At 65.6% G+C, this 26,576-nt stretch carries 27 protein-coding genes; 3 read left to right on the forward strand and 24 right to left on the reverse strand.

From position 1 onward, the window contains the following. Positions 1–76: 76 nt before the first annotated feature. From nagE to E1956_RS01495, 11 genes are all read right to left on the reverse strand, one after another. Positions 77–1,840 (reverse strand): N-acetylglucosamine-specific PTS transporter subunit IIBC, encoded by a 1,764-nt coding sequence (nagE, locus tag E1956_RS01445; RefSeq protein ID WP_134746783.1) that lies wholly within the window; start codon positions 1,838–1,840, stop codon positions 77–79. A 175-nt stretch (positions 1,841–2,015) separates the two neighbouring features. Continuing rightward, complete coding sequence (ptsP, locus tag E1956_RS01450) at positions 2,016–4,661, reverse strand: phosphoenolpyruvate--protein phosphotransferase (RefSeq protein ID WP_134746785.1); 2,646 nt, start codon at positions 4,659–4,661, stop codon at positions 2,016–2,018. 12 nt (positions 4,662–4,673) lie between these two features. Then, positions 4,674–5,681, reverse strand: coding sequence for an SIS domain-containing protein (locus tag E1956_RS01455; protein WP_134750251.1), 1,008 nt, complete (start codon positions 5,679–5,681; stop codon positions 4,674–4,676). After that, entirely contained in the window at positions 5,674–6,777 is a 1,104-nt protein-coding gene (nagA, locus tag E1956_RS01460; RefSeq protein WP_134746787.1) for an N-acetylglucosamine-6-phosphate deacetylase, read from the reverse strand. Before nagA ends, E1956_RS01455 begins: the two co-directional genes overlap by 8 nt. A gap of 118 nt (positions 6,778–6,895) precedes the next feature. Continuing rightward, positions 6,896–7,630: a GntR family transcriptional regulator gene (locus tag E1956_RS01465; protein ID WP_134746789.1), complete on the reverse strand. Its 735-nt coding sequence runs from the start codon at positions 7,628–7,630 to the stop codon at positions 6,896–6,898. A gap of 639 nt (positions 7,631–8,269) precedes the next feature. Further along, a complete protein-coding gene (locus tag E1956_RS01470; RefSeq protein ID WP_134746790.1) occupies positions 8,270–9,082 on the reverse strand; it encodes a MetQ/NlpA family ABC transporter substrate-binding protein in 813 nt (270 codons plus the stop codon). A gap of 249 nt (positions 9,083–9,331) precedes the next feature. Beyond that, the gene (locus E1956_RS01475; protein ID WP_134746792.1) at positions 9,332–9,979 is read right to left on the reverse strand and encodes an SCO family protein; all 648 of its coding nucleotides are present in this window, start codon (positions 9,977–9,979) and stop codon (positions 9,332–9,334) included. A 4-nt stretch (positions 9,980–9,983) separates the two neighbouring features. Then, the gene (cyoE, locus tag E1956_RS01480) at positions 9,984–10,898 is read right to left on the reverse strand and encodes a heme o synthase (RefSeq protein WP_134746794.1); all 915 of its coding nucleotides are present in this window, start codon (positions 10,896–10,898) and stop codon (positions 9,984–9,986) included. 11 nt (positions 10,899–10,909) lie between these two features. Beyond that, positions 10,910–12,019: a COX15/CtaA family protein gene (locus tag E1956_RS01485; protein ID WP_134746796.1), complete on the reverse strand. Its 1,110-nt coding sequence runs from the start codon at positions 12,017–12,019 to the stop codon at positions 10,910–10,912. 38 nt (positions 12,020–12,057) lie between these two features. Further along, positions 12,058–12,753, reverse strand: coding sequence for an SCO family protein (locus E1956_RS01490; RefSeq protein WP_134750253.1), 696 nt, complete (start codon positions 12,751–12,753; stop codon positions 12,058–12,060). 159 nt (positions 12,754–12,912) lie between these two features. Continuing rightward, positions 12,913–13,671 (reverse strand): SURF1 family protein, encoded by a 759-nt coding sequence (locus E1956_RS01495; RefSeq protein ID WP_134746798.1) that lies wholly within the window; start codon positions 13,669–13,671, stop codon positions 12,913–12,915. A 105-nt stretch (positions 13,672–13,776) separates the two neighbouring features. Between E1956_RS01495 and E1956_RS01500 the strand changes: the two genes are divergently transcribed. After that, on the forward strand, positions 13,777–13,986 hold the full coding sequence (locus E1956_RS01500) for a twin transmembrane helix small protein (RefSeq protein WP_028220007.1): 210 nt from the start codon (positions 13,777–13,779) through the stop codon (positions 13,984–13,986). A 208-nt stretch (positions 13,987–14,194) separates the two neighbouring features. Here E1956_RS01500 and E1956_RS01505 read toward each other — a convergent pair whose 3' ends face one another. The 8 genes from E1956_RS01505 to E1956_RS01540 all read right to left on the reverse strand — a co-directional run bounded on the left by E1956_RS01505 (position 14,195) and on the right by E1956_RS01540 (position 21,674). Beyond that, positions 14,195–15,052, reverse strand: a complete 858-nt coding sequence (locus tag E1956_RS01505; RefSeq protein ID WP_134746800.1) for a cytochrome c oxidase subunit 3 — start codon at positions 15,050–15,052, stop codon at positions 14,195–14,197. Between the two features lie 123 nt (positions 15,053–15,175). Next, positions 15,176–15,427: a DUF2970 domain-containing protein gene (locus tag E1956_RS01510; RefSeq protein WP_134746802.1), complete on the reverse strand. Its 252-nt coding sequence runs from the start codon at positions 15,425–15,427 to the stop codon at positions 15,176–15,178. Positions 15,428–15,462: 35 nt separating this feature from the next. Then, complete coding sequence (locus E1956_RS01515) at positions 15,463–16,044, reverse strand: cytochrome c oxidase assembly protein (protein WP_134746804.1); 582 nt, start codon at positions 16,042–16,044, stop codon at positions 15,463–15,465. 62 nt (positions 16,045–16,106) lie between these two features. Beyond that, positions 16,107–16,253, reverse strand: coding sequence for a cytochrome oxidase small assembly protein (locus tag E1956_RS46780; protein ID WP_028220011.1), 147 nt, complete (start codon positions 16,251–16,253; stop codon positions 16,107–16,109). A gap of 158 nt (positions 16,254–16,411) precedes the next feature. Beyond that, complete coding sequence (ctaD, locus tag E1956_RS01525) at positions 16,412–18,025, reverse strand: cytochrome c oxidase subunit I (protein ID WP_134746806.1); 1,614 nt, start codon at positions 18,023–18,025, stop codon at positions 16,412–16,414. 129 nt (positions 18,026–18,154) lie between these two features. Next, positions 18,155–19,819, reverse strand: a complete 1,665-nt coding sequence (gene coxB / locus E1956_RS01530) for a cytochrome c oxidase subunit II (RefSeq protein ID WP_134746808.1) — start codon at positions 19,817–19,819, stop codon at positions 18,155–18,157. A gap of 108 nt (positions 19,820–19,927) precedes the next feature. Then, the gene (locus E1956_RS01535; protein WP_134746810.1) at positions 19,928–20,404 is read right to left on the reverse strand and encodes a DUF2244 domain-containing protein; all 477 of its coding nucleotides are present in this window, start codon (positions 20,402–20,404) and stop codon (positions 19,928–19,930) included. A 265-nt stretch (positions 20,405–20,669) separates the two neighbouring features. Continuing rightward, positions 20,670–21,674: a methyltransferase domain-containing protein gene (locus E1956_RS01540; RefSeq protein ID WP_134746812.1), complete on the reverse strand. Its 1,005-nt coding sequence runs from the start codon at positions 21,672–21,674 to the stop codon at positions 20,670–20,672. A 192-nt stretch (positions 21,675–21,866) separates the two neighbouring features. On the opposite strand from E1956_RS01540, the gene E1956_RS01545 reads away from it, so the two are divergent. Further along, positions 21,867–22,670 (forward strand): ComF family protein, encoded by an 804-nt coding sequence (locus tag E1956_RS01545; RefSeq protein ID WP_134746814.1) that lies wholly within the window; start codon positions 21,867–21,869, stop codon positions 22,668–22,670. 45 nt (positions 22,671–22,715) lie between these two features. Further along, complete coding sequence (trmL, locus tag E1956_RS01550) at positions 22,716–23,186, forward strand: tRNA (uridine(34)/cytosine(34)/5-carboxymethylaminomethyluridine(34)-2'-O)-methyltransferase TrmL (RefSeq protein WP_134746816.1); 471 nt, start codon at positions 22,716–22,718, stop codon at positions 23,184–23,186. Positions 23,187–23,221: 35 nt separating this feature from the next. Here trmL and E1956_RS01555 read toward each other — a convergent pair whose 3' ends face one another. The 5 genes from E1956_RS01555 to E1956_RS01575 all read right to left on the reverse strand — a co-directional run bounded on the left by E1956_RS01555 (position 23,222) and on the right by E1956_RS01575 (position 26,358). Beyond that, a complete protein-coding gene (locus E1956_RS01555) occupies positions 23,222–23,755 on the reverse strand; it encodes an O-acetyl-ADP-ribose deacetylase (RefSeq protein WP_134746818.1) in 534 nt (177 codons plus the stop codon). Between the two features lie 173 nt (positions 23,756–23,928). After that, positions 23,929–24,927 carry an NAD(P)H-dependent glycerol-3-phosphate dehydrogenase gene (locus tag E1956_RS01560; protein ID WP_134746820.1) on the reverse strand — a complete coding sequence of 333 codons (999 nt, stop codon included), beginning with the start codon at positions 24,925–24,927 and terminating at the stop codon, positions 23,929–23,931. Between the two features lie 39 nt (positions 24,928–24,966). After that, a complete protein-coding gene (gene secB, locus E1956_RS01565; RefSeq protein ID WP_134746822.1) occupies positions 24,967–25,434 on the reverse strand; it encodes a protein-export chaperone SecB in 468 nt (155 codons plus the stop codon). A 238-nt stretch (positions 25,435–25,672) separates the two neighbouring features. Next, complete coding sequence (grxC, locus tag E1956_RS01570; protein WP_028220021.1) at positions 25,673–25,936, reverse strand: glutaredoxin 3; 264 nt, start codon at positions 25,934–25,936, stop codon at positions 25,673–25,675. Continuing rightward, complete coding sequence (locus tag E1956_RS01575) at positions 25,933–26,358, reverse strand: rhodanese-like domain-containing protein (protein ID WP_028220022.1); 426 nt, start codon at positions 26,356–26,358, stop codon at positions 25,933–25,935. Before E1956_RS01575 ends, grxC begins: the two co-directional genes overlap by 4 nt. Positions 26,359–26,576 lie beyond the last annotated feature (218 nt).

Here is a 26,576-nt window from a genome sequence, read left to right on the forward strand (position 1 = left end):
CCGCGCCCCAAAGAACGCGAGGTTTATTCGGTGTCACACCGGCGCAAGCGCCGGTTTTTTTGCAACAAGAGACCGCTCAGGCCGCCTGCAACGCAAGCTCGCGCGCGTAACGCTGCGCCGCGTCGCCCGCGACGATATGCAGCGTATCCGCCGACACCCAGGCCACATCGAGCGCACCAAGCTGCGCACGGTCGGCCGCGGCGGGGTCGCGCAGGATCACGCGCAGACGCGTGACCGCGACCGCGTCGATCGACACGATATTCGCCGCGCCGCCCAGCACCGCCAGCCAGCGCGACGGATTCGGATCGAGCGGACCGGCTGCCTGCGCCGGCTGAGCGGCAGACTGCGAGACTGACTGCGACGCGGGCTGCGCCACAGGCACCGCCTTGGCCGCGGCTGCCGCCGGGCGCCCGCTGGCAATCTCGCGACGGATTTCATCGGCGATCATGTCGGCTTCCGGCCCGATGATGACCTGCACGCTCTCGCCACCGCGTTTGAGCACGCCACGCGCGCCGATGGCCTTCAGCGCCGGCTCCGACACATGCGCCGGGTCCGCCACCGTGAGACGCAGACGCGTCGTGCACGCATCGACCACCTTCAGGTTGGCCGCGCCGCCGAGCGCATCGATATAGCGCGCCGCACGCGACAGCGACGTGGCTGCAGCCGCGCCACCCACCGGCACTTCCACGCCCGACATCGACGAGGCGATAGCCGTGTCGCCGGCAGAGGATTCACGGCCCGGCGTCGGCAGATTGAAGCGGCGGATGAAGAAGCGGAACAGCGCGTAGTAGACCACTGCATACGCAATGCCGAGCGGAATCGCTTCCCAGCCGTGCGTGGAGAGGCCGTAGTTGAGCACGTAGTCGATCGCGCCCGCCGAGAACGTGAAGCCGAGCTTGATGCCGAGCAGCGAGCAGATGGCGAGCGACAGCCCCGTGAGCACGGCGTGGATGCCGTAGAGCACCGGCGCGAGGAACATGAAGGTGAACTCGATCGGCTCGGTCACGCCCGTGAGAAACGAAGTGAGCGCCATCGAGAGCAGCAGGCCGCCCACCATCGCGCGGCGCTCCTTGGGCGCCTCGTGCAGCATCGCGAGACACGCGGCCGGCAGGCCGAACATCATCACCGGGAAGAAGCCGGCCATGAAGCTGCCCGCGGTGGGGTCGCCCGCGAAGAAGCGGTGCAGGTCGCCGGTCACGGCCGCGCCGCCGGCTGCGGGCGTGAACGAGCCGAACACGAACCACACGAGCGAGTTCAGGATGTGATGGAGCCCCGTCACGAGCAGCAGACGGTTCAGCAATCCGTAGACGAACGTGCCGACCGCGCCCGCCGTGGTGAGCCAGTGGCCCGCCGTGTCGATCACGTGCTGCACCGGTCCCCACGCATAGCCGAACACGATGCCGAGCAGCAAGCACGCAAGCCCGGTCACGATCGGCACGAAGCGCTTGCCGCCGAAGAAGGCAAGGAACTCGGGCAGCTTGATGTCCTTGAAGCGGTTGTACAGCATCCCCGCCACGACGCCGGCCACCACGCCCGACAGCACGCCCATGTTGAGCTTGTCGTTGATGTCCTTCATCACGGCGGTCTCGACCAGATAGCCGAGCGCGCCCGCGAGCGCCGCCACGCCGTTGTTGTCCTTCGCGAAACCCACCGCGATGCCGATTGCGAACAAGAGCGGCAGATTGTCGAAGATCGCGCCGCCTGCGTCGGCAATGATCTTGATGTTGAGCATGTCGGCCTGCCCGAAGCGCAGCAGTATGCCGGCCACCGGCAGCACTGCGATCGGGAGCATCAGCGCGCGGCCGAGGCTCTGAATCTTGAGAAACGGATTGCCATCCATTGAACTGCCTCCAGTCCCTGTCTCTTGCGTGACGAAAGAGAGGTGAATAAGCCCGGCACGCGATCGCTGCGCACACCGGTGTGTGGTTATTGAGGAAATCGAACGATTACTACTGTCGACCACCCGATAAAGCGAGTGGCCAATTGCTCAGCCACTCACGAAATCGAGCGATCAATCAATCGAGCGGCCAGTGCGCACGGCTCGCCGCGCGTACTGCCTGCGCCGACTCCAGCGCGAGGACCTCGAACGCGCGCTCGCGGCACTGGCTGTAATCGAGCTTGCGCACGCGCGCCTTGATCGACGGCACGGACACCGGATCGACCGACAGCTCGGTGACGCCCAACCCGATGAGCAGCGGCACCGCGAGCGGGTCGCCCGCCAGCGCGCCGCACACGCCAACCCACTTGCCATGCTTGTTCGCGCCCTCCACCGCGATGGAGACGAGACGCAGCACGGCGGGATGCAAGCCGTCCGCCTGCGCCGCCAGATCGGGCTGGCAACGGTCCATCGCGAGCGTGTATTGGGTGAGATCGTTGGTGCCGATCGAGAGGAAATCGGCGTGGCGCGCGAGCTGGTCGGCCAGCAGCGCCGCCGAGGGGACCTCGATCATCACGCCCACCTCGATGCGGCCCGTGCGGCCCGCTTCGCGTGCAAACGTGTCGATGCGCTCGCGCAGGCGCACGAGCTCGCCCACGTCGGTGACCATCGGCAGCAGGATGCGCACGGCGCCCATCGGCTCGACTGCGAGCAGCCCGCGCAACTGGTCGTCGAGCAGATCGGGGCGCACCTGCGCGAGGCGGATGCCGCGCAGGCCCAGCGCGGGGTTCGGCTCGGGCGGCAGCGTCAGATAGTCGACTTCCTTGTCCGCGCCCACGTCGAGCGTGCGGATGATCGCCGTGCGTCCGCCCAGCGCTTCGGCGATCGCCTGGTAGCCCTCGCGATGCTCGTCCACCGTGGGCGCCGCCTGGCGATGGATGAACATGAGCTCGGTGCGCAGCAGACCCACGGAATCCGCGCCGTTTTCCACGGCGGTGCGCGCGTCCTCGAGCGTCGCGATATTCGCCGCGACTTCAACCGCGTGGCCGTCGCGCGTGGCTGCGGCCTCATGCGAGGTGCGCCGGTTCGCCTCACGCACGCCGGCCAGACGCTGCTTTTCGGCACGGGCGCGTTCGACGTCCTGCGGGCTCGGCGCGAAAGCGAGGCTGCCAGCGCCCGCGTCCACCACCACCTGGGTGCCTTCTTCGATCTTGTGCAAGGCATCGCCGAGCGCGACGAGCGCCGGAATGCCCGCCTGGCGCGCGATGATCGCGGCGTGCGAGGTCGCGCCGCCGCGCGCCATCACGAGCGCGGTCACGCGCTTGCGGTCGAGCGAGGCGAGGTCGGAGGGCGTGAACTCGTCGGCGGCGAGCACGGCTTCTTCGGGCAGCTCGCGCTGGGCCGCACCCATCGCGTTGCCTGTGCCGTTCGCGTTCGCAAGCGCGCGCAGCACACGCTTTTCGAGGTCTCGCAGATCGGCGGCGCGCTCCGCGAGCAGCGGGTCGTCCACCTTGCCTAGCACTGCGATCTGCTCGCGGATCGAGGCGCGCCACGCAAAGCCCGCGCTCTTGCCGAGGCTGATGAGGTCACGCGCGGCGTCGATGAGCGTCGGGTCTTCGAGCAGCACGCGATGCATCTGGAAGATGCCCGCTTCGCCGATCGCGCCGCGCTGCGAGGCTGCGCGCACGGAGGCATCCAGCTCGCCGTCGACGGACGCAACAGCCTTGTCGAGCAAGCGGCTCTCCGCCGACGAGGGACCGCTCGCGAGCTCGGACGGCTCGAGTTCGGCGTCGTCCCAGCGCACCAGCTTGCCGACGGCCACACCAGGCGCCGCACATACGCCGATCAGCGTACCGGGCGCGCTTCGCGGGGCCTGCTGCGCGGCAACGCCAGCGCCAGCCGCGCTAGCCACGGGGGCAACCACCGGCGCCGGCGACAGTTGCCGCGCGGGCGCCTCGCCGCCTTCGCCCGGCGCTTCGCGCAGGAGCTCGTTAGCAACGGCATCGACAGCCTTCTGCGCCTCGTGGCCCAAGCCGACCAGTTCGATGGTCGCGCCCTCGCCCGCACCCAGCCCGAGCAGGCCCACCACGCTTTCGATCGCGGCCTTGCGCTCGCCGTAGCGCACTTCCACGCGCGCATCGATCCCGCGCACCGCTTCGCGCGCGCGCGCCGCGGGGCGCGCATGGAGGCCGCCCGCATGCGTGAGCGTCACGCTGCGGCGCACTTCGTTGGTCACCACCTCGGCGACGCTAGTGGCGGCCACGGCGCCCTCACGCGCACGCAACACGAGGAGCGGCGTCTCGCCGGCCTCGGCATGGCTTGCGTAGCCCGCGCGCTCGACCACTTCGAACGCATCGGAGTTCGCCACCGCGATCACGGAGACGAGGCTGGGCGCGTTGCACGCCACCACGTCGAGATCGAATTCGATCAGCAGGTCGCCGCGACGCACCTGGGCGCCCTGCTCGACCTTCGGCGTAAAGCCCTTGCCGTTCAGCTCGACCGTGTCGATGCCGATATGCACGAGCACCTGCGCGCCTTCGGCGGTCTGCAACGTGACGGCGTGACCGGTGCGCGCGAGGTGCATGACCGTGCCGTCGCACGGCGAAACGAGCCGGCCGACCAGCGGATCGACGGCGATGCCGTCGCCGAACAGGCCTTCCGAAAACACCGGATCGGGCACGGAGGCGAGCGGCACGACCGGGCCGCTCAGCGGCGCGATCAAAACGATACGACCTTCAGTGGCATTGTCCGGGCTCATCAGGCGGGACTCCTGGATGCGTTCCATCAGCGTTCCAATCTAGTGGGTTTCGGTGACTTTGTTCAGGTAGCGCGGCTCGTCCGGGTTGCGGCCGCGCGCGGCGGCGAGACTCGCCGCCATCACGTAGAACGAAAGAATGGCGGCGATCGGATCGAGCGCCGGGTCGGCCGTCGTCACGAGCGGCAGCGTGGCCTCCGGCACGTCGGTGGGCGCCGCGAGCAGCACGCGCGCGCCGCGCTTTTGCATGTCGCGCGCGAGCTGCACGAGGCCCGCCTGCTCCGGCCCGCGCGGGGCGAACACGAGCAGCGGATAGTCGCGGTCGATCAGCTCCATCGGGCCGTGGCGCACTTCGGCGCTGGAAAACGCTTCGGCCTGTATGCCCGAGGTCTCCTTGAGCTTGAGCGCCGCTTCCTGCGCAATGGCAAGACCCGGGCCGCGGCCGATCACGATCATCTGCGAGACGTCGCGCAGCTCGTCAACGGCCCGCGACCAGTCGAGCGCGCCCGCGCGGTCGAGCGCCGCCGGCAGTGCGCGCACGGCGTCGAGGAACGCGGCGTCGCGCTGCCAGAACGCCACGAGCTGCGCCGACATCGCGAGCATCGCGATATAGCTCTTGGTGGCCGCGACGCTCAGCTCGGGACCCGCGAGCAGCGACAGTTCGTTGCCCGCGGCGTCGGCGAGCGGTGAACCGCCCACGTTGACCATGGCCGCCGTGAGCGCGCCCGCGTCGTGCAGGGCGCGCATCGTGGCGACAAGGTCAGGACTCCTGCCTGATTGGGAAAAAGCAAGGGCAAACTGGCCCTTTACGCGTAATGGCGCCTGTTGCAGCGTCGCGATCGACATGGGAATCGAGGCAACCGGCACGCCGATGCGGCTCATGGTGAGCGAGGCGAAATAGCTCGCCGCGTGGTCCGAGCTGCCGCGTGCGACCGTGAGCGCGACGTGGCGCGGCTCGGCCTCGAGCGCGCGGGCGAGCGCCTCCACACGCGAGGTGTCGGCGAGCTGCGCGGCGACGACGCCGGCCGAGGCCAGCGCTTCTTTAAGCATATTCGACAATCGATTCTCCTTCGACGTAGGTCGCGGTAAGCGTGAGTTCGCGGTCGAACACATTGGCATCGGCCCATGCGCCGCGCGCGAGGCGGCCCCGGTCTTCGATGCCGAGATAGTCGGCCGCGTAGCGCGACAGGCGCGCTGAAACATCTGCGATCGGCAGGCCGAGCGAAACGAGATTGCGCAAGGCCTGGTCCATGGTGAGGGTGCTGCCAGCGAGCGTGCCATCTGCGAGACGCACGCCGCCGAGGCATTTGGTCACGTGCTGGCTGCCGAGGCGGTATTCGCCGTCCGGCATGCCGGTGGCCGAGGTGCTGTCGGTCACGACGTAGAGGCGCGGAATGGCGCGCAGCGCCGCGCGGATCGCGCCCGGATGCACGTGCAGCAGGTCGGGGATGATCTCCGCGTATTCCGCGTGAGCGAGCGCCGCGCCGACGAGACCCGGGTTGCGGTGATGCAGCGGCGACATCGCATTGAAGAGGTGCGTGAAGCCACACGCACCGTGCTTGAGCGCGGCGACGGCATCGTCGTAGGTCGCGAGCGAGTGGCCGAGCTGCACGCGCACGCCGCGCGCCGCCATCTCGCCGATGATCTCGATATGGCCCGCGATCTCCGGGGCCACGGTCACCACGCGGATCGGCGCGATCGACAGATACTTGAGCACTTCGTCGAGCACGGCGGACACGGCCGCGTCGGGTTGCGCGCCGAGCTTGCCCGGATTGATGTACGGCCCTTCGAGATGCACACCCAGCACGCGCGCGCCGCCCGGCGTGCGCCGGCGCGCCACGTCGCCGAGACCCGCGACCACGCTCATCAGTTCGTCGCGCGGCGCGGTCATGGTGGTGGCGAGCAGGCTCGTCGTGCCATAGCGCGCGTGGGTGCGCGCGATGGTTTCGATGGCGTCGCCCGCTTCCATGACGTCGGCGCCGCCGCCGCCGTGCACGTGCAAGTCGATGAAGCCCGGCAGGATGTACGGCTCGTCGTTCTTCGCCGGATCGACGGCCTCGCCCTCGATCGACGTGATGCGTCCGTTTTCGAACGTCAGCGTGCCGTTGATCCAGCCACCAGGGGTGAGAATGTTTCCGCTCAGCATGAGATTTTTCCGATTTTGCGCACGACAGTGTGGCGTGCGCGATGAGTCGTGACGATGACGTGCGTGAGAGATTCGTGGCGCGGCGTTCCGTTCCCGCGAGCCGCCTTCGTTACTTGGTTCATTGCCTGAGCTCCGCGACGAAGTCGTAAAAGCCGTCGCGGCAATAGGTGTCGGTGAGTTCGATGGCGTGCTGGTCGCGCGAAAAACCCACGCGCGTGATCACGAGCAGCGCCGCGCGCGGCTCCACGCCCATCAGCGTCGCGATTTCGCCTGTCGCGTTGACCGCGCGGAAGTGCTGGAGCGCGCGCACGACCGGCACGCCGCGCCCCTCGAGATACGCATAGAGCGAGCCGTCGATCGCCTGCGGGTCCGGCACGATGGACGCGGGCAGCGCCGAATGCTCGACGGCCATCACGATGCCGTCCGCGCGGCGCAGGCGCCGCAGGCTCGCGACCGACGCGCCCGGCGAGAGCCCAAGCTGCACGATCTCCTCGCGATGTGCGGCGCGCAACTCGCGTTCCAGCCACACCGAGTCGGGCGTGAAGCCGCGCTGCTCCATCTTTTTCGTGAAGCCGGTCAGACGCGAGAGCGGATCTTCCACCCGCGGCGTGATGAAGCTGCCGGCGCCGCGTGCACGCCGGATCAGCCCCTGCTCGACCAGCAGCTCGATGGCCTTGCGTGCCGTGATGCGCGACACGCCGATGGCGTCGGAGAGCGTGCGCTCCGAAGGCAGCGCCTCGCCCGCCGACCACACGCCGCAATGAATGGCCGTCGCAAGATTGCGCGCCAGCTGCAGATAGAGCGGCGTGACGTTGCGCGCATCGGGCATCAGGGCAGACCAACGGGTTTCCATGGAACTCCGGCCAGCGGTTGGACAGATCGTGGGGGCTTCCAGACAAACCATCTGACACTTTCAACGTTGCCGTCGTGGTTTTTGCCCGGTGCAAATTTGAGCCCATTATATAACCACAATAATACCAGTCAACATGCGCGGCGGCCGTATCTCTATCGGCATAAATTCCATAAAAATCAATTGGTTACATGATTTTCAAAGGCCCTGCGGGCAGCACACCGGGTATCGGTATTTTCCCTGGAAAGATACCTGTGGTCTCTTCTTGAGAGACCACCAGGCCTCTCTGAGCATCATTCAGACAGACCAAAGTGATACCAGATCAGGACCACTCACCCGTTTCAGAGACATAGCGACGATATCGCTGCGCCCTGACATCCCATACAGTGGTCACTGACAGGCATCGACAACAGTTGATCGACGCCGTGGAGCTCGTGCAGAAGCTGCCGGGATGACGGCGCCGCTCCGAGGAGCGTGGCTTTAGCGGGCCTCGCACCACGCGGCACCCGTCGTAGCGCCCGCCCGGCCACTCAGCAGGCGCAAAAAAGCCGCTTACAGGAAGCGGCTTTTCTTTTGCTGGATCGGCAGCAGGCGCGGCTTGTTTGCCGCACGCTGCGATCGGGAGCGAGGACTCGGCGTCGCTTAGAACGACGGAACCATCGAGCCCTTGAACTCGCTCTTGATGAACTGGCGCACGTCTTCCGACTGATAAGCCGCGACCAGCTTCTTCACCCACGGCTTGTCCTTGTCCTGGACACGCACGGCGATCAGGTTCGCGTACGGGCTGTGGATGTCTTCCAGCGCGATCGCGTCCTTGGTCGGCTGCAGGCCCGCTGCCAGCGCGTAGTTCGTGTTGATCACGGCGGCGTCCACGTCGCCGAGCGCGCGCGGCAGTTGCGCGGCGTCCAGTTCGACGAGCTTCACCTTCTTCGGATTCTCGGCCACATCGAGCGGCGTCGCGTTGTTGCCGTTCGTGCCCGCGCCAGCGCGCAGCTTGATCACGCCCTTGTTCTGCAGGAGCAGCAGCGCGCGGTTCTCGTTCGACGGATCGTTCGGCACCGCGACCTTCGCGCCTTGCGGCAGATCGTTCAGCGACTTGAGCTTCTTCGAGTAGACGCCGATCGGCGAGATGTACGTGAGGCCCGCGTTCACGAGCTTGTAGCCGCGCTGCTTGATCTGGCTGTCGAGGTACGGTCCCGTCTGGAAGCTGTTGGCGTCGAGGTCGCCCGAATCGAGCGCCGCGTTCGGCTGCACGTAGTCGTTGAATTCGATGACCTTCACGTTCAGGCCTTCGCGCTTGGCGACCTTCTGGACCACGGCCCAAACCTGGGCGTCCGGACCGGAAACGGTACCGACCTTGATGACCTTGTCGTCGGCGTGGGCGCCGAAGCTGGCGGCGAGCGTGGTGGCGGCGACGCCGGCGAGGAGAGCTTTAATCAGATTTCTGCGCTGCATGGAGAGGATGTTCCCGCTTGTTGCGTGTTTGTTACTGTCGTGTCCCGGCTGCGGCGGCATTGTGTGCCGCCCGCCAGGCGGACATAAATGGTCTCATATGGCACCGGCCGCGCGAAATATAGAAATCGCATACGGGTATACCAGCGGAAGCCAGTGAGGGGTGGTAGCTTGGGTCGCGCCTTCGGCGGCCCGCAAAGCGCCAGTGGCCTGGCCCGACCGGCCTGAACGACTTGGCTGGCCCAGGCGGCCTCAGTCGTTCGACGCGAGCAGGATCTTCAGATCGTGCAGCCAGGGCGTCACGCCCTGCCCGTCGCGCGCAAAGAGGCGCAGCTTGCCGGTGGTGTCGAACACGTAGCTCGCGGCGGTGTGATCCATCGTGTAGCTGCCGGGCGTATTGCCGGGCACCTTCGCGTAGTAGACGCGGAAGTCCTTCGTGACCTGCTTGAGTTGCGCCTCGTCGGCGGGGCGCAGCGCAATGAAGGTGGGATTGAAGGCGCTCACGTACTGGCTCAGGATGTCGGCGCTGTCACGCTCGGGATCGACGCTCACGAAGAGCACCTGCACGCGCTTCGCGGCATCGGGGCCCAGTTGCTGGAGCGCCTGCGAAAGCTCGGCCATGGTGGTCGGGCAGACGTCCGGGCAATGCGTGTAGCCGAAGAACAGCACGACCACCTTGCCCTTGAAGTCGGCGAGCGAACGCATCTTGCCGCTCGTGTCCGGCAGCGAGAAGTCCTTGCCGAACTGCGTGTTGCCGGTGATGTCGAGGTTCGAGAACGACGGCGGCTGCTGGCCGCAGCCTTCGAGCATCAAGGTGCCGCCGAGCGCGCCCGCCGCTGCGAGGGCAATGAGAGAGACACGCGCGGCACGCGCCGCGCGCGCGAACAGGGAGCGGGCCATTCCGTTACATCCCGATGAGTGCGTGCACGTAGTGATCGACGAGCAGCGCGCCGAACAGCACCGAGAGGTAAACGATCGAATAGCGGAAAGTCTTGCGTGCGAGCGCGTCCGAATACTCGAGGTAGATCTTCCACGCGTAGGCGAGGAACACCGCGCCGAGCAGGACCGCCGCGACGAGAAACAGCATGCCGCTCATGCCCGAGATATAGGGCATCAGCGTGACCGCGAACAGGATCACGGTATAGAGCAGGATGTGCAGGCGCGTGTACTTCTCGCCGTGCGTGTTGGGCAGCATCGGCAGGCCGGCGTTTTCGTAGTCCTTGCGGCGATAGAGCGCGAGCGACCAGAAATGCGGCGGCGTCCACACGAAGATGATGAGCACCAGAATCCAGGCGTCGCCGGGCACGTGGCCCGTGACGGCGGCCCAGCCGAGCGCCGGCGGCATCGCGCCCGAGGCGCCGCCGATCACGATGTTCTGGGGCGTGGCGGGCTTGAGCAGCAGCGTGTAGATGATCGCGTAGCCGATGAAGGTCGCGAACGTGAGCCACATGGTGAGCGGGTTGGTGAACGTGTAGAGCGTCCACATGCCGATGCCACCGATCACCGCGGAGAACAGCAGGATCTGCACGCTGGTGATCTCGCCGCGCGCCGATGGACGCCACGCCGTGCGACGCATGCGCGCATCCACCTTCTGCTCGACGAGGCAGTTGATCGCGAAGGCTGCGCCGGACGTCAGCCAGATGCCAACGGTGCCGCCGATCAGCTGCTTCCAGGGCACCATGCCCGGCACGGCGAGGAACATGCCGATGACCGCGCAAAACACGGCCAATTGGGTGACGCGGGGCTTCGTGAGCGCGAGATACTGCGAAATCCGGCTGCCGGGCCTGCCAGGATTTTGGGAGAGGGTTGTACTTTCCATAGGGGGCGGGATCACACCGCAGCGGTGTCGCGCGCAGGGAGGACGGCGCGGCCGGGGCGGCTACAAGCAATTCGAAAGTTTAGCACGACGACCAGAAGCAACAGGATCGCCGCGCCACCGTTGTGTGCAACTGCCACAGGCAGCGGCCACTGCAGCACGATGTTCGATAGTCCGGTCAAAAACTGGATCGCGATCACGATCAGGACCCAGTTAGCGGGGCGCCGCAGCGACGCATAGCGGCGCAACTTGAGGGCGAACCATACCAGATATGCGATCACGGCGAACGCAAACGTGCGGTGCGTCCAATGGATCGCAACGAGTGCGTCCTGGGTGATCACCTCGCCGTTGCCATCCATGCCGAGCGCGCGCCAGAGGTGGAAACCGTGGTGGAAATCCATCGGCGGGATCCACGCGCCATTGCAGGTCGGGAAGTCCGTGCAGGCGAGCACCGCGTAGTTCGTGCTGACCCAGCCGCCCAGCGCGATCTGCACGACGAGCAGCACGAGCGCCGCAAGCGCGGCCACGCGCCAGCGCGCGGCGTCGGGCTCGAACGTGGGCAGCGGCGTCATGCGCGCAGCGAGCCACGCGAGCGCGCCGAGCAGCGTGAGGCCAAGCATCAGGTGCGTGGTGACGATGATCGGCTGCAGCTTCATCGTGACCGTCCATGCGCCGAACACGCCCTGCACGACGATCAGGCCGAGCAGCGCCGTGGGCCACCACGGCGAGACGTGCAGCGGCATGCGCTTGATGCGCGCGCGCCAGGCGATGGCCGTCTGCGCGATGATCAAGACACCGATGGCCATCGCGAAATAGCGGTGAATCATCTCGATCCACGCCTTCGACATGCTCACGGGGCCGCTCGGCATGGCGAGATGCGCGGCCGCGATCTGTGCATGCGCAATGAACGGCGACGAAGTCCCATAGCAGCCCGGCCAATCGGGGCAGCCGAGGCCCGAATCGGTGAGGCGCGTGAAGCCGCCGAACATCACGAGGTCGAGCGTCATGAAGGTCGTGAGCCACACGAGCTTGCGGAACTTGTCGTCGTCGGCCTTCACCCAGACCCACGACAGCGGCAGCAACGCGATGCACAGGCCGATCAGGCCCAGCTCCAGGATAAACATCTCTCGTACTCTTTTCTGTCAGACTCGCGCTGCGCACCTTAACCGATACGCGACCACTTGAGGAGTTTGGTCACGTCTTGTTTGATCCTGGACGGATCTGGCTGCGTCGGGAACCGCATCATCAGGTTGCCGTTGGGATCGACCAGGTAGATGTGATCGGTGTCCTTCGTCGTGTTGGTGGCGGGCAGCCAGGCGCTTACCGAGGCCGGATCGGCGCGCAGCATGCGCGTATCCGGATAGGCGGTCTTCAAGGCAGCCGGCACGCTGGCGTCGTCGGTGCGCAGCCAGACCATGACGATGCGCTCGCGCTCCTGGCCCTGCGTCGCGCGCACCTGGCGCATGAAGTAGAGCTTCTTCGCACAGGCCTCGTCGCACGCGCCGCCGTCCACCGAGATCATGAGCCAGCGGCCCTTGAGCGCCGCGAGCGGGACTTCGCGGCCGTCGTCGCCGGTCACCATCAGCGCGGACGGAATCGTGCGCTGCGGCTCGATCAGCGTGCCGTAGCTCGTCGTGCCGCCCTTCGGCTTGATCACGTAGTACGTGAAATAGGAGATCGCGATCGGCGCGGCGCACATCAGCGCGATCAGCAGCAACATCCAGCGGCCGCGCTGCCATGAGCCCTTTGGCGCTGCGCCGTTTTGTGGCGCGCCCTTCGGCGGAGCGCCCTTCGGCGGAGCGCCGTTCTGGGGCGCGCCTTTGGGCGGAGCGCTGCGGGCCGTAGCGCCCTTCTGCAGCGGTGCGCTGCGCGAAACCTGCGATGAATCGGGAGAATGCGTCGACACTGCGTGAACCTCGTTTCTGTCGCTTCCAGTTATCCATGCGCTGCCATGTCGCAGCGAATCCTTGCGCCTGATGAACCGCCCGGCGGCGATCGGCCAAAAGCCGATCGATCGTCAGGCGTCCTTCGTGCTGGGCGCCGGCTCCTGCCCACGCCCTGTGCTGCGCTCTTTTGTCGCAGCCCGGCGAGCCGCGTAGAGGCCGAATCCGAGCGCCGCGGCCGCCATGCCCCACCACTGGAGCATGTAGCCGTAGTTGCGTTCGACGTCCGCGACCGGCACGGGCCAGTCGCGCACGAGGCCGTCCTTGTAGGCCGGCACGAAGCCCGTTTGCTGGATCACGAAGGACTGCAGCGGCAGCCCGGTTTCCGCTGCGTAGGAAGCGACGCCGAGATTCTGCCGTATCTTCTGATGCGCTGCAGAGCCGCCCGCACCCAGCTCGAAGGCACGCGAGGCGTCCGCGCGTGCAATGCCCTCCACTTCGACCGGCCCCGTGGGTGTCAGATAGGGCGCGATCCGCTCCCGGTCCTCGATGTTGCGCGGCAGCCAGCCGCGGTTCACGAGCACATAGCCGCCGCCTTCCAGTTTAAGCGGCATCACCACGTAAAAGCCTGGCTGGTCGTTATAGGGACGATTGTCGAGATACACCACGCGCTCGGGCATGAACGTGCCTCGCGCCCGCACGCGATGAAACTCGATGTCCTCGAGCGCGACCGGCGCGGCGCCCACCGGCTGCGGGTTCGCGTTCTCGTAGCGCGTGATCTGCGCCTGCAGCGCTTCCTTTTGATGGGCGCGATCGCGTTGCCAGAAGCCGAGGCGAATCGTTACGGCCATCACGATCAGGATGAGCAGCGCGGGAACGAGCCGGATCTTCATTGCGCCCATCCGATGCGGCGCATTCGAATGACCAAACCCCGTGCCAGGGAGCACGGTGCGATAATGAGACAGGCGTTTTCAGGCGTGCCAACTTCCGTGAACTTCATGCACATACTTGTCCCCATTGCGTTTGCGCTGATCATCACGAGCATGATCTCGGCGCTCTACTTCATGATGCACGACCGGGGCCGCACCAAGCGGATGGTCTGGTCGCTCGCGACACGCGTCGGGCTGTCCATCTCGCTGTTCCTCTTCATCCTCTTTGCGCACTGGATGGGCTGGATCCAGTCCACCGGGATTCCTTACGGCCGCTGAGCGCGGCGTCCGCAATCGAGCCGCCCGGCGCTCTGCCTTTCGCAACACCGCCGGGCCGCTTCGCCCCCTGCATCGTCCAATCGCGCAAAAGCCAAGGCGCCGCGCCGACAATGTCGGAGCGGCGCCCTGGTTTTTATTGTGCCCGCTGCGCTGCGGTGATCGTGCGCCGCGCGAATGGCCGGCGCTGTGCAGACCCTTCGCGGCCGCTTTACAGCCAGTACACGACCACGTAGAGGCCGAGCCAGACCACGTCCACGAAGTGCCAGTACCACGCCGCGCCTTCGAATGCGAAGTGGTGCTCCGCCGTGAAGTGGCCGCGAATCAACCGGATCATCACCACGGTCAGCATCGTGCCGCCGAGGAACACGTGAAAGCCGTGGAAGCCGGTGAGCAGGAAGAACGTCGAGCCGTAGATGCCCGATGCCAGCGTGAGATTCAGTTCGTTGTACGCGTGAACGTACTCGAAAACCTGCAGGCACAGGAAGCACAGGCCCAACGCGATCGTCGCCGCAAGCCACGCAATGGCCTTTTTCCGGTGATCGTCGCGCAGTGCGTGGTGGGCGACCGTGAGCGTCGCGCCCGAAGAGAGCAGCAGCGCCGTGTTGATGGTCGGCACGGGCCAGGGCGTCATCGAGCGGAAGTGCGAGACGAGCGCCGCCGGGCCGTTGTTCGGCCACACCGCCGTGAAGTCCGGCCAGATCAGCTTGTAGTCGAGGCTGCCGAGCTGATGCAGTGCGATTTGCCGCGCGTAGAAGAGCGCACCGAAGAACGCGCCGAAGAACATCACTTCGGAGAAGATGAACCAGCTCATGCTCCAGCGATACGACGCGTCGACGCGCTTGCCATACATGCCGCCTTCCGATTCGGAGATGGCGTCGCCGAACCAGTGCCAGAGCGTGAAGAGCAGCCACAGCAGACCCGCGGCCACGCCGATCGGCCCCCACGATTCGCCGTTGATCCACGAGGCGAGCGACGAGAGCATGACCAGCAGCCCAATGGACGCACTGATCGGATGCCGCGACGGGTGCGGAATGAAGTAGTACGGGCTATCGTTTTGGCCGCTCATGCCTGATTCTCCAATTTCCAGTTGCTCCGGACAGTGCCGGCTTTTGCCGACTTCTGCCGGCGGTCTGTCTTCGTTATTCGTTCTGCGTTCCCGGACGCAAGCGTCCTCATCGCTGCGCCCCGCTTATCCCACCACCGCGTGCACGATCAAGAGCAGCACGACGATGAACAGCACCGCGCCGATGAGACCCGCCGCGATCAGCGCCAGCGGATGCAACTGCGCGGCGTCCGCTTCGAGGTCGGCACGCTTGCGTATGCCGAAGAACGACCACGCCACAGCTTTCGCCAGTTGCAGCACGCCGCTCTTCTTTTGCTTCGCCGCGCCGGCGCCTTCTTTGGCGCCGCCGCTCTCATCGTTCCTGTCGTTGCCGCTCATGCGCGTCGTCTCACTGGCGTCACGCCTCACTCATCTCACGCGCCGGCCGACTGCTTCGGCGCCGTCTGTGTCGCAGGCTTGTTCAGCTCGAAGAACGTGTACGACAACGTGATCGTCTTGACGTCCTTCGGCAGCTTCGGATCGATCACGAACACCACCGGCATGCGCTTCGTCTCGTTCGCCTTCAAGGTCTGCTGCGTGAAGCAGAAGCACTCGATCTTGCGGAAGTACTCCGTTGCCTGCTTCGGCGCGTAGCTCGGAATCGCCTGCGCGTCGATCGTGCGTCCTTCGTTGTTCGAAATGTCGTACATCACCGTCATGACTTCGCCCGGATGCACGTCGAGGCTCGTCTGCTCGGGCTTGAAACCCAGCAGCCCGCGCGCGTTCGCGTCGAACTCCACCGAGATCGTGCGCGTCATGTCCACCTGCGTGTTGCGCACCTCGCTCTCGGAGGCGTCGCGCTTCACGAGGTTGTTGACGCCGCTGAACTGGCAGATCGCGCGATACATCGGGATGAGCGCAAAACCAAAACCGAACATCAAGAACGCGACCACGACGAGCTTGATGAGCATCGAGCGGTTGAACGCGCGATCGCTGCGAGAGTGCTGCGTAGACATCGGACTTCCTCGTACGAACAGCAGCGCTCACGCCGTTGCGTTGCGCCTCGCTGCCAATGGCTTCAATGCGCCAGGCCGCCGAAATACACCTGCTTCACAACGGCACCCAGAAAAAAGACGGCGACGATGGCCAGCAGAATCAGGCCGAGCCGCAGGTTGCCCGCGCGGATCTGTTCGGGCGTACGTCTTTTTTGTGGATTCCGGGTCATGCTTGCGTTGCCAGTGTTGCCTGTGGTGCCAGTGGCCGCGGGTTGCGTGCTCATGCTCGTGATCGCCTTCATGTCTACAACACCATGCTGAACAAAACGCGCAGCCGCGGCTTTCATCGGTGTCCGGCCGGTGTGGCCGGACACCCGGGACCGATGGCTTATTCGACCGTCGGCGGATTTTCGAACGTGTGGAACGGCGCCGGGCTCGGCACGGTCCACTCGAGGCCGGTTGCGCCATCCCACGGCTTGTCGCTGGCCTTTTCGAGCTCGCCGCCACCACGGTAGGCCGGCAGCGCCACGAAGAACAGGAAGTACACCTGCGAGAGGCCGAAACCGAATGCGCCGATCGTGATCACCTGGTTCCAGTCGGTGAACTGGGCCGGATAGTCGGCATAGCGACGCGGCATCCCGGCGAGACCGACGAAGTGCATCGGCAGGAACGCGAGGTTGAAGAAGAACAGCGAGCACCAGAAGTGGATCTTGCCGCGCATCTCGTTGTACATCCAGCCGGTCCATTTGGGTGACCAGTAGTACCACCCTGAGAACAAGGCAAAGAGCGACCCCGCCACTAGCACGTAATGGAAGTGCGCAACCACGAAGTAGGTGCCGTGGTACTGGATGTCGAGCGGCGCCATTGCGAGCATCAGGCCCGACAGACCGCCGAACGTGAACACGATCAGGAAGCCCACCGCCCACAGCATCGGCGTTTCGAACGAGAGCGAGCCGCGCCACATCGTGGCCACCCAGTTGAACACCTTCACGCCCGTCGGCACGGCGATCAGCATGGTCGCGTACATGAAGAACAGCTGGCCCGTGACTGGCATGCCGGTCGCGAACATGTGGTGCGCCCAGACCATGAACGAGAGAATCGCGATCGACGCCGTGGCGTACACCATCGAGCTATAGCCGAACAGCGGCTTGCGCGAGAACGCCGGAATCACCTGCGAAACGATCCCGAACGCCGGCAAGATCATGATGTAGACCTCGGGGTGGCCGAAGAACCAGAAGATGTGCTGGTACATGACCGGGTCGCCGCCGCCTGCCGCGTTGAAGAAGCTCGTGCCGAAGTGGCGGTCGAACAGCAGCATCGTGATCGCGCCCGCGAGCACCGGCATCACGGCAATCAGCAGGTAGGCGGTGATCAGCCACGTCCATGCGAACATCGGCATCTTCATGAGCGTCATGCCGGGCGCGCGCATGTTCAGGATCGTCACGACGATGTTGATGCCGCCCATGATCGACGACGCCCCCATCATGTGCAGCGCGAAGATCGCCAGGTCCATGCCCGGGCCCATCTGCGTGGAAAGCGGCGCGTAGAGCGTCCAGCCCGCGGCGGTCGCGCCGCCGGGCGAGAAGAACGAGCCGACCAGCAGGCACGCGGCAGCCGGCAGCAGCCAGAAGCTGAAGTTGTTCATGCGCGCGAAGGCCATGTCCGATGCGCCGACCTGCAGCGGCACCATCCAGTTCGCGAAGCCCACGAAGGCCGGCATGATCGCGCCGAACACCATGATCAGGCCGTGCATCGTGGTGAGCTGATTGAAGAACTCGGGGCGCATGATCTGCAGCCCGGGCTCGAACAGCTCGGCACGGATGGCGAGCGCCATCACACCGCCCGAAAGGAACATCACGAACGAAAAAATCAGATACAGCGTTCCGATGTCCTTGTGATTGGTGGCGAACAGCCAGCGCCGCCAGCCGTGGGGGGTCTCGTGGGCGTGATCGCCGTGAACGTGGCCGTGCCCACCGGCTACATCGTGTCCGATGCTAGACATGAGTCTCTCCTGAAGCGAATTGCTTTGCGTCTCTTACTGCAGCGTTGGCCTGCTCGACTGCCTGTTTTTCTTGCCTGCTCGTTGCGCGCCTCTTGCCTGCTTCGCGCGCAACGGCTCCGTTCAACCTGCTCAGGCTGCCGGACTGATCTCCACGCGCCGTGCTTCCTTCGCATCGGCGCCACCGGTGACCGTCTCCGGCTTCTTCAGAATGATGTGATCCTCGGCGATGCCCGCCGCCTTCAGCGCGTCGCGCACAGCTTGCGCACGATGCTTGGCGAGCTCCGCATTGGCGTCGGCCTTGCCGCTCGCGTCGGTGAAGCCCGAGAGCTCGAACTTCGCGTCCGGATGTGCCTTCGCATAGTCGGCTGCGGCCTGGATTGCGTCCTTCGCGTCAGCGGGCAGCGTGCTCTTGCCGACTTCGAAATAGATGCTGGCCGGCAGCGCCGCTGCGGCAGGCGCAGCAGCCGCTGTGCTTTGCGCAGCGCCCGAAGCCTGCTCGGCGCCGCTGGCCGCGGCGGGCGCCGCCGCGCTCGTGTCGCTGGCCGCGCCTGCCTGATCGGCGCCGCTTGCCGGCGCAGCGCCCGCGCCTGCCGTGTGGTCGCCGCCCTCCGGCATCTTGCCGTTGCGCGCATCGGTCACCTGGCGCGGTTGCAGCACGTCGCCGGTATGGTTGCCCCATGCGTTGCGCTCGTACGTGATGACCGATGCGATCTCGACGTCATTCAGCGTCGGCGCCCACGAAGGCATCGCGGCCTTGCCGTGCAGGACGATGCTCACGTGCTCGGCGATCGGGCCATTGGCGATCTTGCTGCCGTCGAGCGCCGGGAACGCGCCCGCACCCTTGCCGTTGGGCTGGTGGCACACCGCGCAGTTCGAGGTGTACACCTTCTCGCCGCGCTCCTTGAGCTCAACCAGCGTGTAGGTCTTGTTGGGGTCGTCGTTGGCAGCGGCCATCTTCGCCTTCTGCGTGTCCACCCACTTCGCATAGTCGTCGTCGGAGAGCACCTCGACCACGACCGGCATGAACGCGTGCTCCTTGCCGCACAGCTCGGTACAGAAGCCGCGATACGTGCCCACCTTCTCGGCCTTGAACCACGTGTCGCGCACGAAGCCCGGAATCGCATCCTGCTTCACGCCGAACGCGGGCACGTACCACGAGTGCACCACATCGTTGGCCGTGGTGATGATGCGAATCTTCTTGTTGACCGGCACGACGAGCGGGTTATCGACTTCCTGCAGATAGGTGTCGGTGATCGGCGCCTGGCCGTTCACTTCCGCGCGCGGCGTCGTCAGCGTCGAGAGGAAGCTGATGCCCTCGCCCGGCCCCTTCACGTAGTCGTAGCCCCATTTCCACTGGTAGCCCGTGACTTTCACGGTGAGGTCGGCGTTGGTCGTGTCCTTCATGGCGACGACAGCCTTGGTGGCCGGCAGCGCCATCAGCACGACGATGATGAACGGCACGATCGTCCAGATGATTTCGACGGTCGTGCTTTCGTGGAAATGCGCGGCCTTGTGGCCCTTCGATTTACGGTGCGCGTAGATCGAATAGAACATGACGCCGAATACACCGATGAAAATCACGGTGCACAACAACAGCATCATCATGTGCAGGTTGTAAAGCTCTTCTGCGATGCGCGTGACGGGCGGCTGAAAATTGATTTCATTCACCGCGGGGCCGCCCGGACTGTCTCCGACTGCGAGTGCCGCGCCGGCGACGAGGAGTCCGCTGCACGCCAGCACGCCCTGTAGGGCTCGCTTGATTGTTTTCATAGCTTCCTTACCCATAATTTCCATTCAAACCCTCGACCCCGCAGGAAGGTTCTGCAACCAGGTGACGCCCTGGGTGCGCGTCGAATGATGACGCGCACTTTGTTTGAACCACATCCTGCCACGCGCCGAGATTCAACCGGCGCGCGCGAGCCACGTGCGCAGTTCCCGCGCGAACTGCGCACGCCGATACTGCGGCAAATGCAAACCGACTGCGACCGTCTGGCCGCGGGCCACGAGACACACCGGGTCGCGTGGGGTCGCGCCCGGTTCGACCCGGACCCAGCGGGGATTGAATTCGAACTGCGTGAGCGCGTCGGCGCTCATCTGCTCGATCACCAGCCGGTTCGGATAAAGCTTGATACGTTCGTAATCGACAGCATGGCGCGCGTATATGACAAAGGCGCCCCCTACTACCAACAGATCGATGCCAGTGAACGGCAATACCAGCCAGGCGCCGCGGATCAACAACAGAACGGCGATCGCGATGGATACCAGCGCCAGCGATACATAGAACAACACGAATTGCCTGGGCGAAACCGAACAGTTGCGCTTCATGATCCAGTCTTTCAGGACCGGCTCCGGACTCGCCAGCAGATCAGGCGTCTGCATCGCTCGCTCCCCCCACCGCAACTTGCTCAGACTATCGCCGCTTCACGTCTTGCACAACTGCGGGAGATCTGGACTTGCTGCGTCAGATTTAGGGACGGCAATCACTGCAGCAACCGACGCATTATAGGCGCGATCTCAAGCACTCACAAGCAAGCTGCAAACTGCCTAAAACCCAATACCGGCGTGGCTTTGCGCGATTTTTCGATAATTTTTCGAGGGCTTTTCAGGCGCTAATTTCAGGCATAACGAAAGCCCCCTTACCACGTTAGCGATTCCTTGCCGGACCGTGCCCGATATCTTCGATGCGCACGATGCCGTGGCCTTCCGCCGTCGTGCGCGGCACGGCTTTCCACGCATGGCCATAGATGATTTCGAAGGTGAGAGGAATCGTACCGGCGTTCGGCCCGTCCTTCAAACGGCGTGCCTCGAGCGCGGCCGCGAGCGCGCGATAGAGGCGCCGCGATGCGAGCCCATCGGCCTCATCGCCTTCATTGCCTTCGTGTGAGAACGCGCGGTTGAACGGGTAAGCGCCCCAGCGGCGTACATCGGCGAGCAGCTTCTCGGGCGTCTTGTAGGTGACGGTGAGCGTCTCCTGGTCCATCACGGGAATCTCGAAGCCGTTCTCGACGAGCATGTCGCCGAGATCGTGCATGTCGACGAAATCGATTACGTGAGGCCGCGTGGGTACGCCGTGCGCCGCATCGACTTCGGCCCATGCGCCGCGCAACTCCTTGAGCGTGTCGGGGCCGAGCGTGCTGAACATGAGCAGGCCATTCACCTTGAGCACGCGCTGCCACTCGCCGAACACGAGGTCGGGACGCGGATGCCAATGCAAGGCGAGATTGGACCAGAGCAACTCGAACGCGCCGTGCGCAAACGGCAACTCGGCGAAGTCGGCCTGCGCGAAACGCGGACCGCGTGCGCCGAGCGCACGGCCGATGGAGGCAGGAAGAAAGCGCCGCCAGCTCGTGTCGCCGGCGTCGTGCGCACGGGCGCGCTCGAGCATGGCGAAAGAGAGATCAGTGCCGAATACGGGCGCTTCGGGAAAGCGCTCGCGCAGGGTGGGGAGATCGTCGCCGGGTCCGCAGCCCATGTCGAGCACGCTCGCTGGGCTCACCTTGATGTACTCGAGGCGCTCGCGCATGCGTTGCGCGATTTCGCGCGGCAGGAACGCGACCTCGTCGAACGTCGCCGCGCGACGGTCGAAAATCCGTCGCAGATAGCGGGAATCATAGGCCGGACGGCCGGGTCTTGGGTGAGACGGAGACATGTCGGTCGTATTGGCGAAGTCTGCGAAGTATACTCGCTCACTCCCATCCTTTCAGTCGCGAGCCCCGAACCCGCTTCGGGCCGTCCTTCAATGCCGCAGCAGAGCGCACCGCCCCCCACTTCGGCGTCAAGCCAGTCGTCCGCCTCGCGACGCGCAAATCTTGCGGCCAAGCCCCTGGCAAGTCTGCACGTCATGCGGCACGCAGCGGCGCGTGTCCACCGCAGCGTGCGAGCCCACTGGCCCCGGCTCGCCCAGTTCGTGCTGCCTGATCTGTGCCCATTATGCGGCAATTTGTCGCGCCAAAGTTGCAACGTGCGCAACGACGCGCGCGTCGTGCTCTGTGCGGCTTGCGATGCGGCGTACTGGAACGAGGCGCGCCTGCGTTGCAGCGTTTGCGCGCTGCCGCTCTCGGGCATGCGCCGCGCGATGCGGCACGCGCGCGATCGCTACCGATGTGACGCTTGCGTGAAAGCGCCACCGGCGTTCGACGCGACGTTCGCGCTTGCGGACTATCGCGCACCGCTCGATGCGCTCGTGCTCGGTTTGAAGTTTCGCGCCCGGCTCGCGCTCGGCGAGGAGTTCGCGCGGCGTCTCGCGCAAGCCGCTGCCGACGTTCTCGATGCCGCCGACGCGCCGCAACTGATCGTGCCGGTGCCGCTCTCGCGCGAGCGCTTGATCGAGCGCGGCTACAACCAGGCGTGGGAGATCGCGCGGCCGCTCGCCCGCGCACTCGGCACGCGCGCCGACGTCACGCTGGTGCGCCGCACGCTGCATACGGCGGCGCAATCGAAGCTCGACCGCGAGACGCGCCGCCGCAACGTGGGCCGCGCGTTCGCGCTCACGCGCGCGAGCCATAGTCTTTGCGGCCTGCATATTGGCGTAGTCGACGACGTGATGACCTCGGGCGCGACGCTCGACGCCCTCGCGCACACGCTAAAGGCAGCGGGCGCACGGCGCGTGACGAATTTCGTCGCGCTGCGCACGCCGAAGGACTGAACGCCTCTTTCTCGTTTTTACTGTTTTTTCAGGACTTTCATCGCCATGTTCAACGTCGTTCTCGTCGAACCGGAAATTCCGCCGAACACCGGCAACGTGATCCGCCTGTGCGCGAACACGGGCGCGCGGCTGCATCTGATCGAGCCGCTCGGGTTCCCGCTCGACGACACGAAAATGCGCCGCGCGGGCCTCGACTATCACGAATACGCGCAGATGCACGTGCATCGCGACTGGGATGCCTTCATCGCCGCCGAGACGCCCGATCCATTGCGCATGTTCGCGTTCACGACGCGCGGCTCGGGAAGCTTTCACGATCACGCGTTCTTGCCGGGCGACTGGTTCGTGTTCGGCGCGGAAACGCGCGGGCTGCCCGACGCGGTGCTCGAGCGCTTCGCGCCCACGCAGCGCGTGCGCCTGCCGATGCGGCCGGGCAACCGCAGCCTGAATCTGTCCAACACGGTGGCCGTCGTGGTGTTCGAGGCGTGGCGGCAAGCCGGCTTCGAAGGGGGCGCGTGAAAGACTAACGAGATGTGAATGGACGGGCGGACGCCTCAGCCGGAAGCGCGCGCACTCAACTCGCGTGCGTAGCGCGCGAGCATCGCCTCGTCGAAACAGGCGAACACGACGCGCTCGAGCGACGCATCGGCATTCAACTCATCGATCACGGTCTGCACCGCGATCTTCACGGCCTCGTCGGGCGGAAAGCGATAGACGCCGCAACTGATCGCCGGAAACGCGATGCTCTTCACTGCGGCCTCGCGCGCACATTCGAGCGAGCGCCGGTAGCACGACGCGAGCAAGAACGCCTCGTCGCGGCCGCCGCCGTTCCAGACGGGCCCGACGGTGTGAATCACGTGCTTTGCGGGAAGCCGGTAGCCGGCGGTGCGCTTCGCGTCGCCAGTCGGGCAGCCGTTCAGCGTCTCGCATTCGCGCAGCAGATCCGGGCCGGCCGCGCGATGGATCGCGCCGTCCACGCCGCCGCCGCCGAGCAGCGAGGTATTCGCGGCGTTCACGATGGCATCGACGTGCAGCGTCGTGATGTCGACGACTTGCGCTTCGATGCGGCAGTTTCCGATGGTTAGCATGACAGTCCTCCTGTCGACCGGAGTTAGCGCTAAAGCGCTTAATCCGGTCCCACGCACGGCGAGTCGATCCAGAGTAAGTGCTTCAGCACTTACTCCGGTCCCACACAAAACGAACGCTGGTCCGCAGGCGGCGGCGCACCGCCCTCCCACCGGAAGGCCGGCAGCTCTGCGCGCTACTCCGCCTTCGCGTCGCGCCTGAGCAGGGCGCTCACGGCGTCGCGCGCGGCCACGCCGTCGAACAGCACAGCGCATACCGCCTGGGTGATCGGCATGTCGATATTGTGCTCGCGCGCGATGGCGAGCACAGCGCGTGCGCAGCGCACGCCTTCTGCCACATGGCCGAGCGCGCCGAGGATATCGTCGAGCGTGCGCCCGCTCGCGAGCTGCTTGCCCACGGTGCGGTTGCGCGAGAGGTCGCCCGTGGCGGTAAGGATGAGGTCGCCCAGGCCCGTGAGACCCGTGAAGGTCTCCGCGCGCCCGCCGAGCGTCACGCCGAGGCGCGTCATCTCCGCGAGGCCGCGCGTGATGAGCGCGGCGCGCGCGTTCAGGCCGAGGCCGAGTCCATCGGAGATGCCAGTCGCGATCGCGAGCACGTTCTTGACCGCGCCGCCCACTTCCACGCCCACGACGTCGTCGCCGGTATAGATGCGCATCGCACGGTGATGGAAGGCGGCGAGCGTGCGCTCGCGGCAGTCGGCCGAGGCGCTCGCAATGGTGAGCGCGACGGGCAAGCCCTCGCCCACCTCGCGCGCGAAGCTCGGCCCCGAGAGCACGCCGTTGCTCTTGTGCTCGGGCAGCTCGGCCGCCACGACCTGATGCGGCATCCGTTGCGAGTCGGCTTCGAAGCCCTTGCAGAGCCACACGAAGTGCGCGGGCGCGCGGTTCATGCCGCGCATCGTGCGCAGCATGTCGCGCAGGCCCGCCACCGGCGTGCCGAGCACGACGAGATCCGCCTCGCCCGACGCATGGTCGAGCGCGGCGGCCAGATCCGTTTCGTAGTGGAGTTTTTTCGGCAGCGAGACGCCCGCGAGATAGCGGGCGTTCTCGTGCGTCTGGCGCATGGCGTTGACGAGCGCGGCATCGCGCGCCCACAACACCGTGTCGTGCGCCTGGGCCAGGTGCCCTGCCAGCGCGGTGCCCCACGCTCCGGCGCCGAGAACGGCGACTTTCATTCCGATACTCCGCACCGGTGGTTTCGTTTCAGCGCTCAATCAGTGCGTTGCGCTGCTGGCGCCTTCCTGCTGCTGCGCGATTTGCTGCAGACGTTGCTCGTAGAGCGCCTGGAAGTTGATCTCGGCCAGATGGATCGGCGGGAAGCCCGCGCGCGTGATGGCGTCGGCGATGTTCGAGCGCAGGTACGGGAACAGGATGGTCGGGCAGGCGATGCCGACGAGCGGATCGACCTGTTCGGCCGGAATGTTGCGGATGTCGAAGATGCCAGCTTGCTTGGCTTCGATCAGGAACGCGATCTTTTCCTTGACCTTTGCGGTGACCGTGCCGGTCACGAGAATCTCGAACACCGATTCCGCGAGACGCTCGGCCTTCACGTCGACTTCCACTTCCACCGAGGGCATGTCCTGCTCGAGGAAGATGGCCGGCGAGTGCGGCTGCTCGAGCGACAGATCCTTGAGATAGATGCGCTGGATGTTGAAGAACGGCTGGTTGTTCTCGTCAGACATGGTGTTTGGCTTCCTGATTAAATTGAGTTGCAACCGCACAGTATCGCGTCGTCTCGCAATGTCGAGACAACGCGATGCAGCCGCAATGAGCAGCAACAGACGACAACACGCCCGCGCGGGCCTTACCGGCTCGCGCGGGCGAAAAAACTGCGGCGCAGCGACGCGCCGCCAAAATCTACGTCAAAGCACGACGACCAGGCGCAACATCAAAGCGCGGCGTCAAGCTAGCCAGGACCGCTCAGGCTGCCGCTTCGAGCAGCGGCATCAGGCCGCCCGCGCGATCGAGCGCGGAGAGGTCATCGTAGCCGCCCACGTGCGTCTCGCCGATGAAAACCTGCGGCACGGTCCGGCGACCGGTGCGCGTCATCATCTCTTCGCGCCGCGCGGGATCCCGGTCGATCAGCACCTTCTCGACATGGTCGACGCCGCGCGACTTTAAAAGACGTTCGGCCATCTGGCAATACGGGCACACCTGGGTGCTGTACATGACTACCTTGCTCACTTCGAAGCTCCTTGTTTCACGACCGGCATGCCGGCCTGCTGCCAGGCGTTCACGCCGCCGTCCAGCACGTGGACCTCGGCAAAACCGGCATCCTTCACGACGCGCAGCGCCTTGTGCGACTGCTGGCCCGTCTGGCAGACCAGCAATACCGGGTTGCTCTTGTTCTTCACGAACTGGGCGACCTTGGCCTGCAGCTCGCCGAATTCCAGATGGCGTGCGGCGGGCAGATGGCCCTTCGCAAAGTCGTCCGCGGAACGCAGATCGATCACCACCGCGTTGCGGCGATTGATGAGCTGCGTCGCCTCGGCGGCGGAAACGCCGCCGCGCCCGCCGCGCTTGAGCGTCGGCCACAGTAGCAACCCTCCAGAGATGAGGACGATCGCGATGAGTACAAGGTTGATGTAATTGGTAAAGAACGTCACGGATGATCCGCCGGGAAAAAGAGAAATCGGGGGAAAACGGATTCAGGCAATCCGCTCATTATAAAATAACCGTTTGTCGCAGGGTTGCCGCCCCCCAGCCCGGGTGTGCAGCCGGGCATGCGACCCCGGGGCCGGACCGTCGCCGCGAGGCAGCCGCATGAGATGCGCGCCTGTGGCCGTATGCCAGACGGACCCCGTCCCCGATTACCGCTTCCTTC

This window comes from Paraburkholderia pallida (genome assembly GCF_004524855.1).
GTDB classification, from domain to species: domain Bacteria; phylum Pseudomonadota; class Gammaproteobacteria; order Burkholderiales; family Burkholderiaceae; genus Paraburkholderia; species Paraburkholderia oxyphila.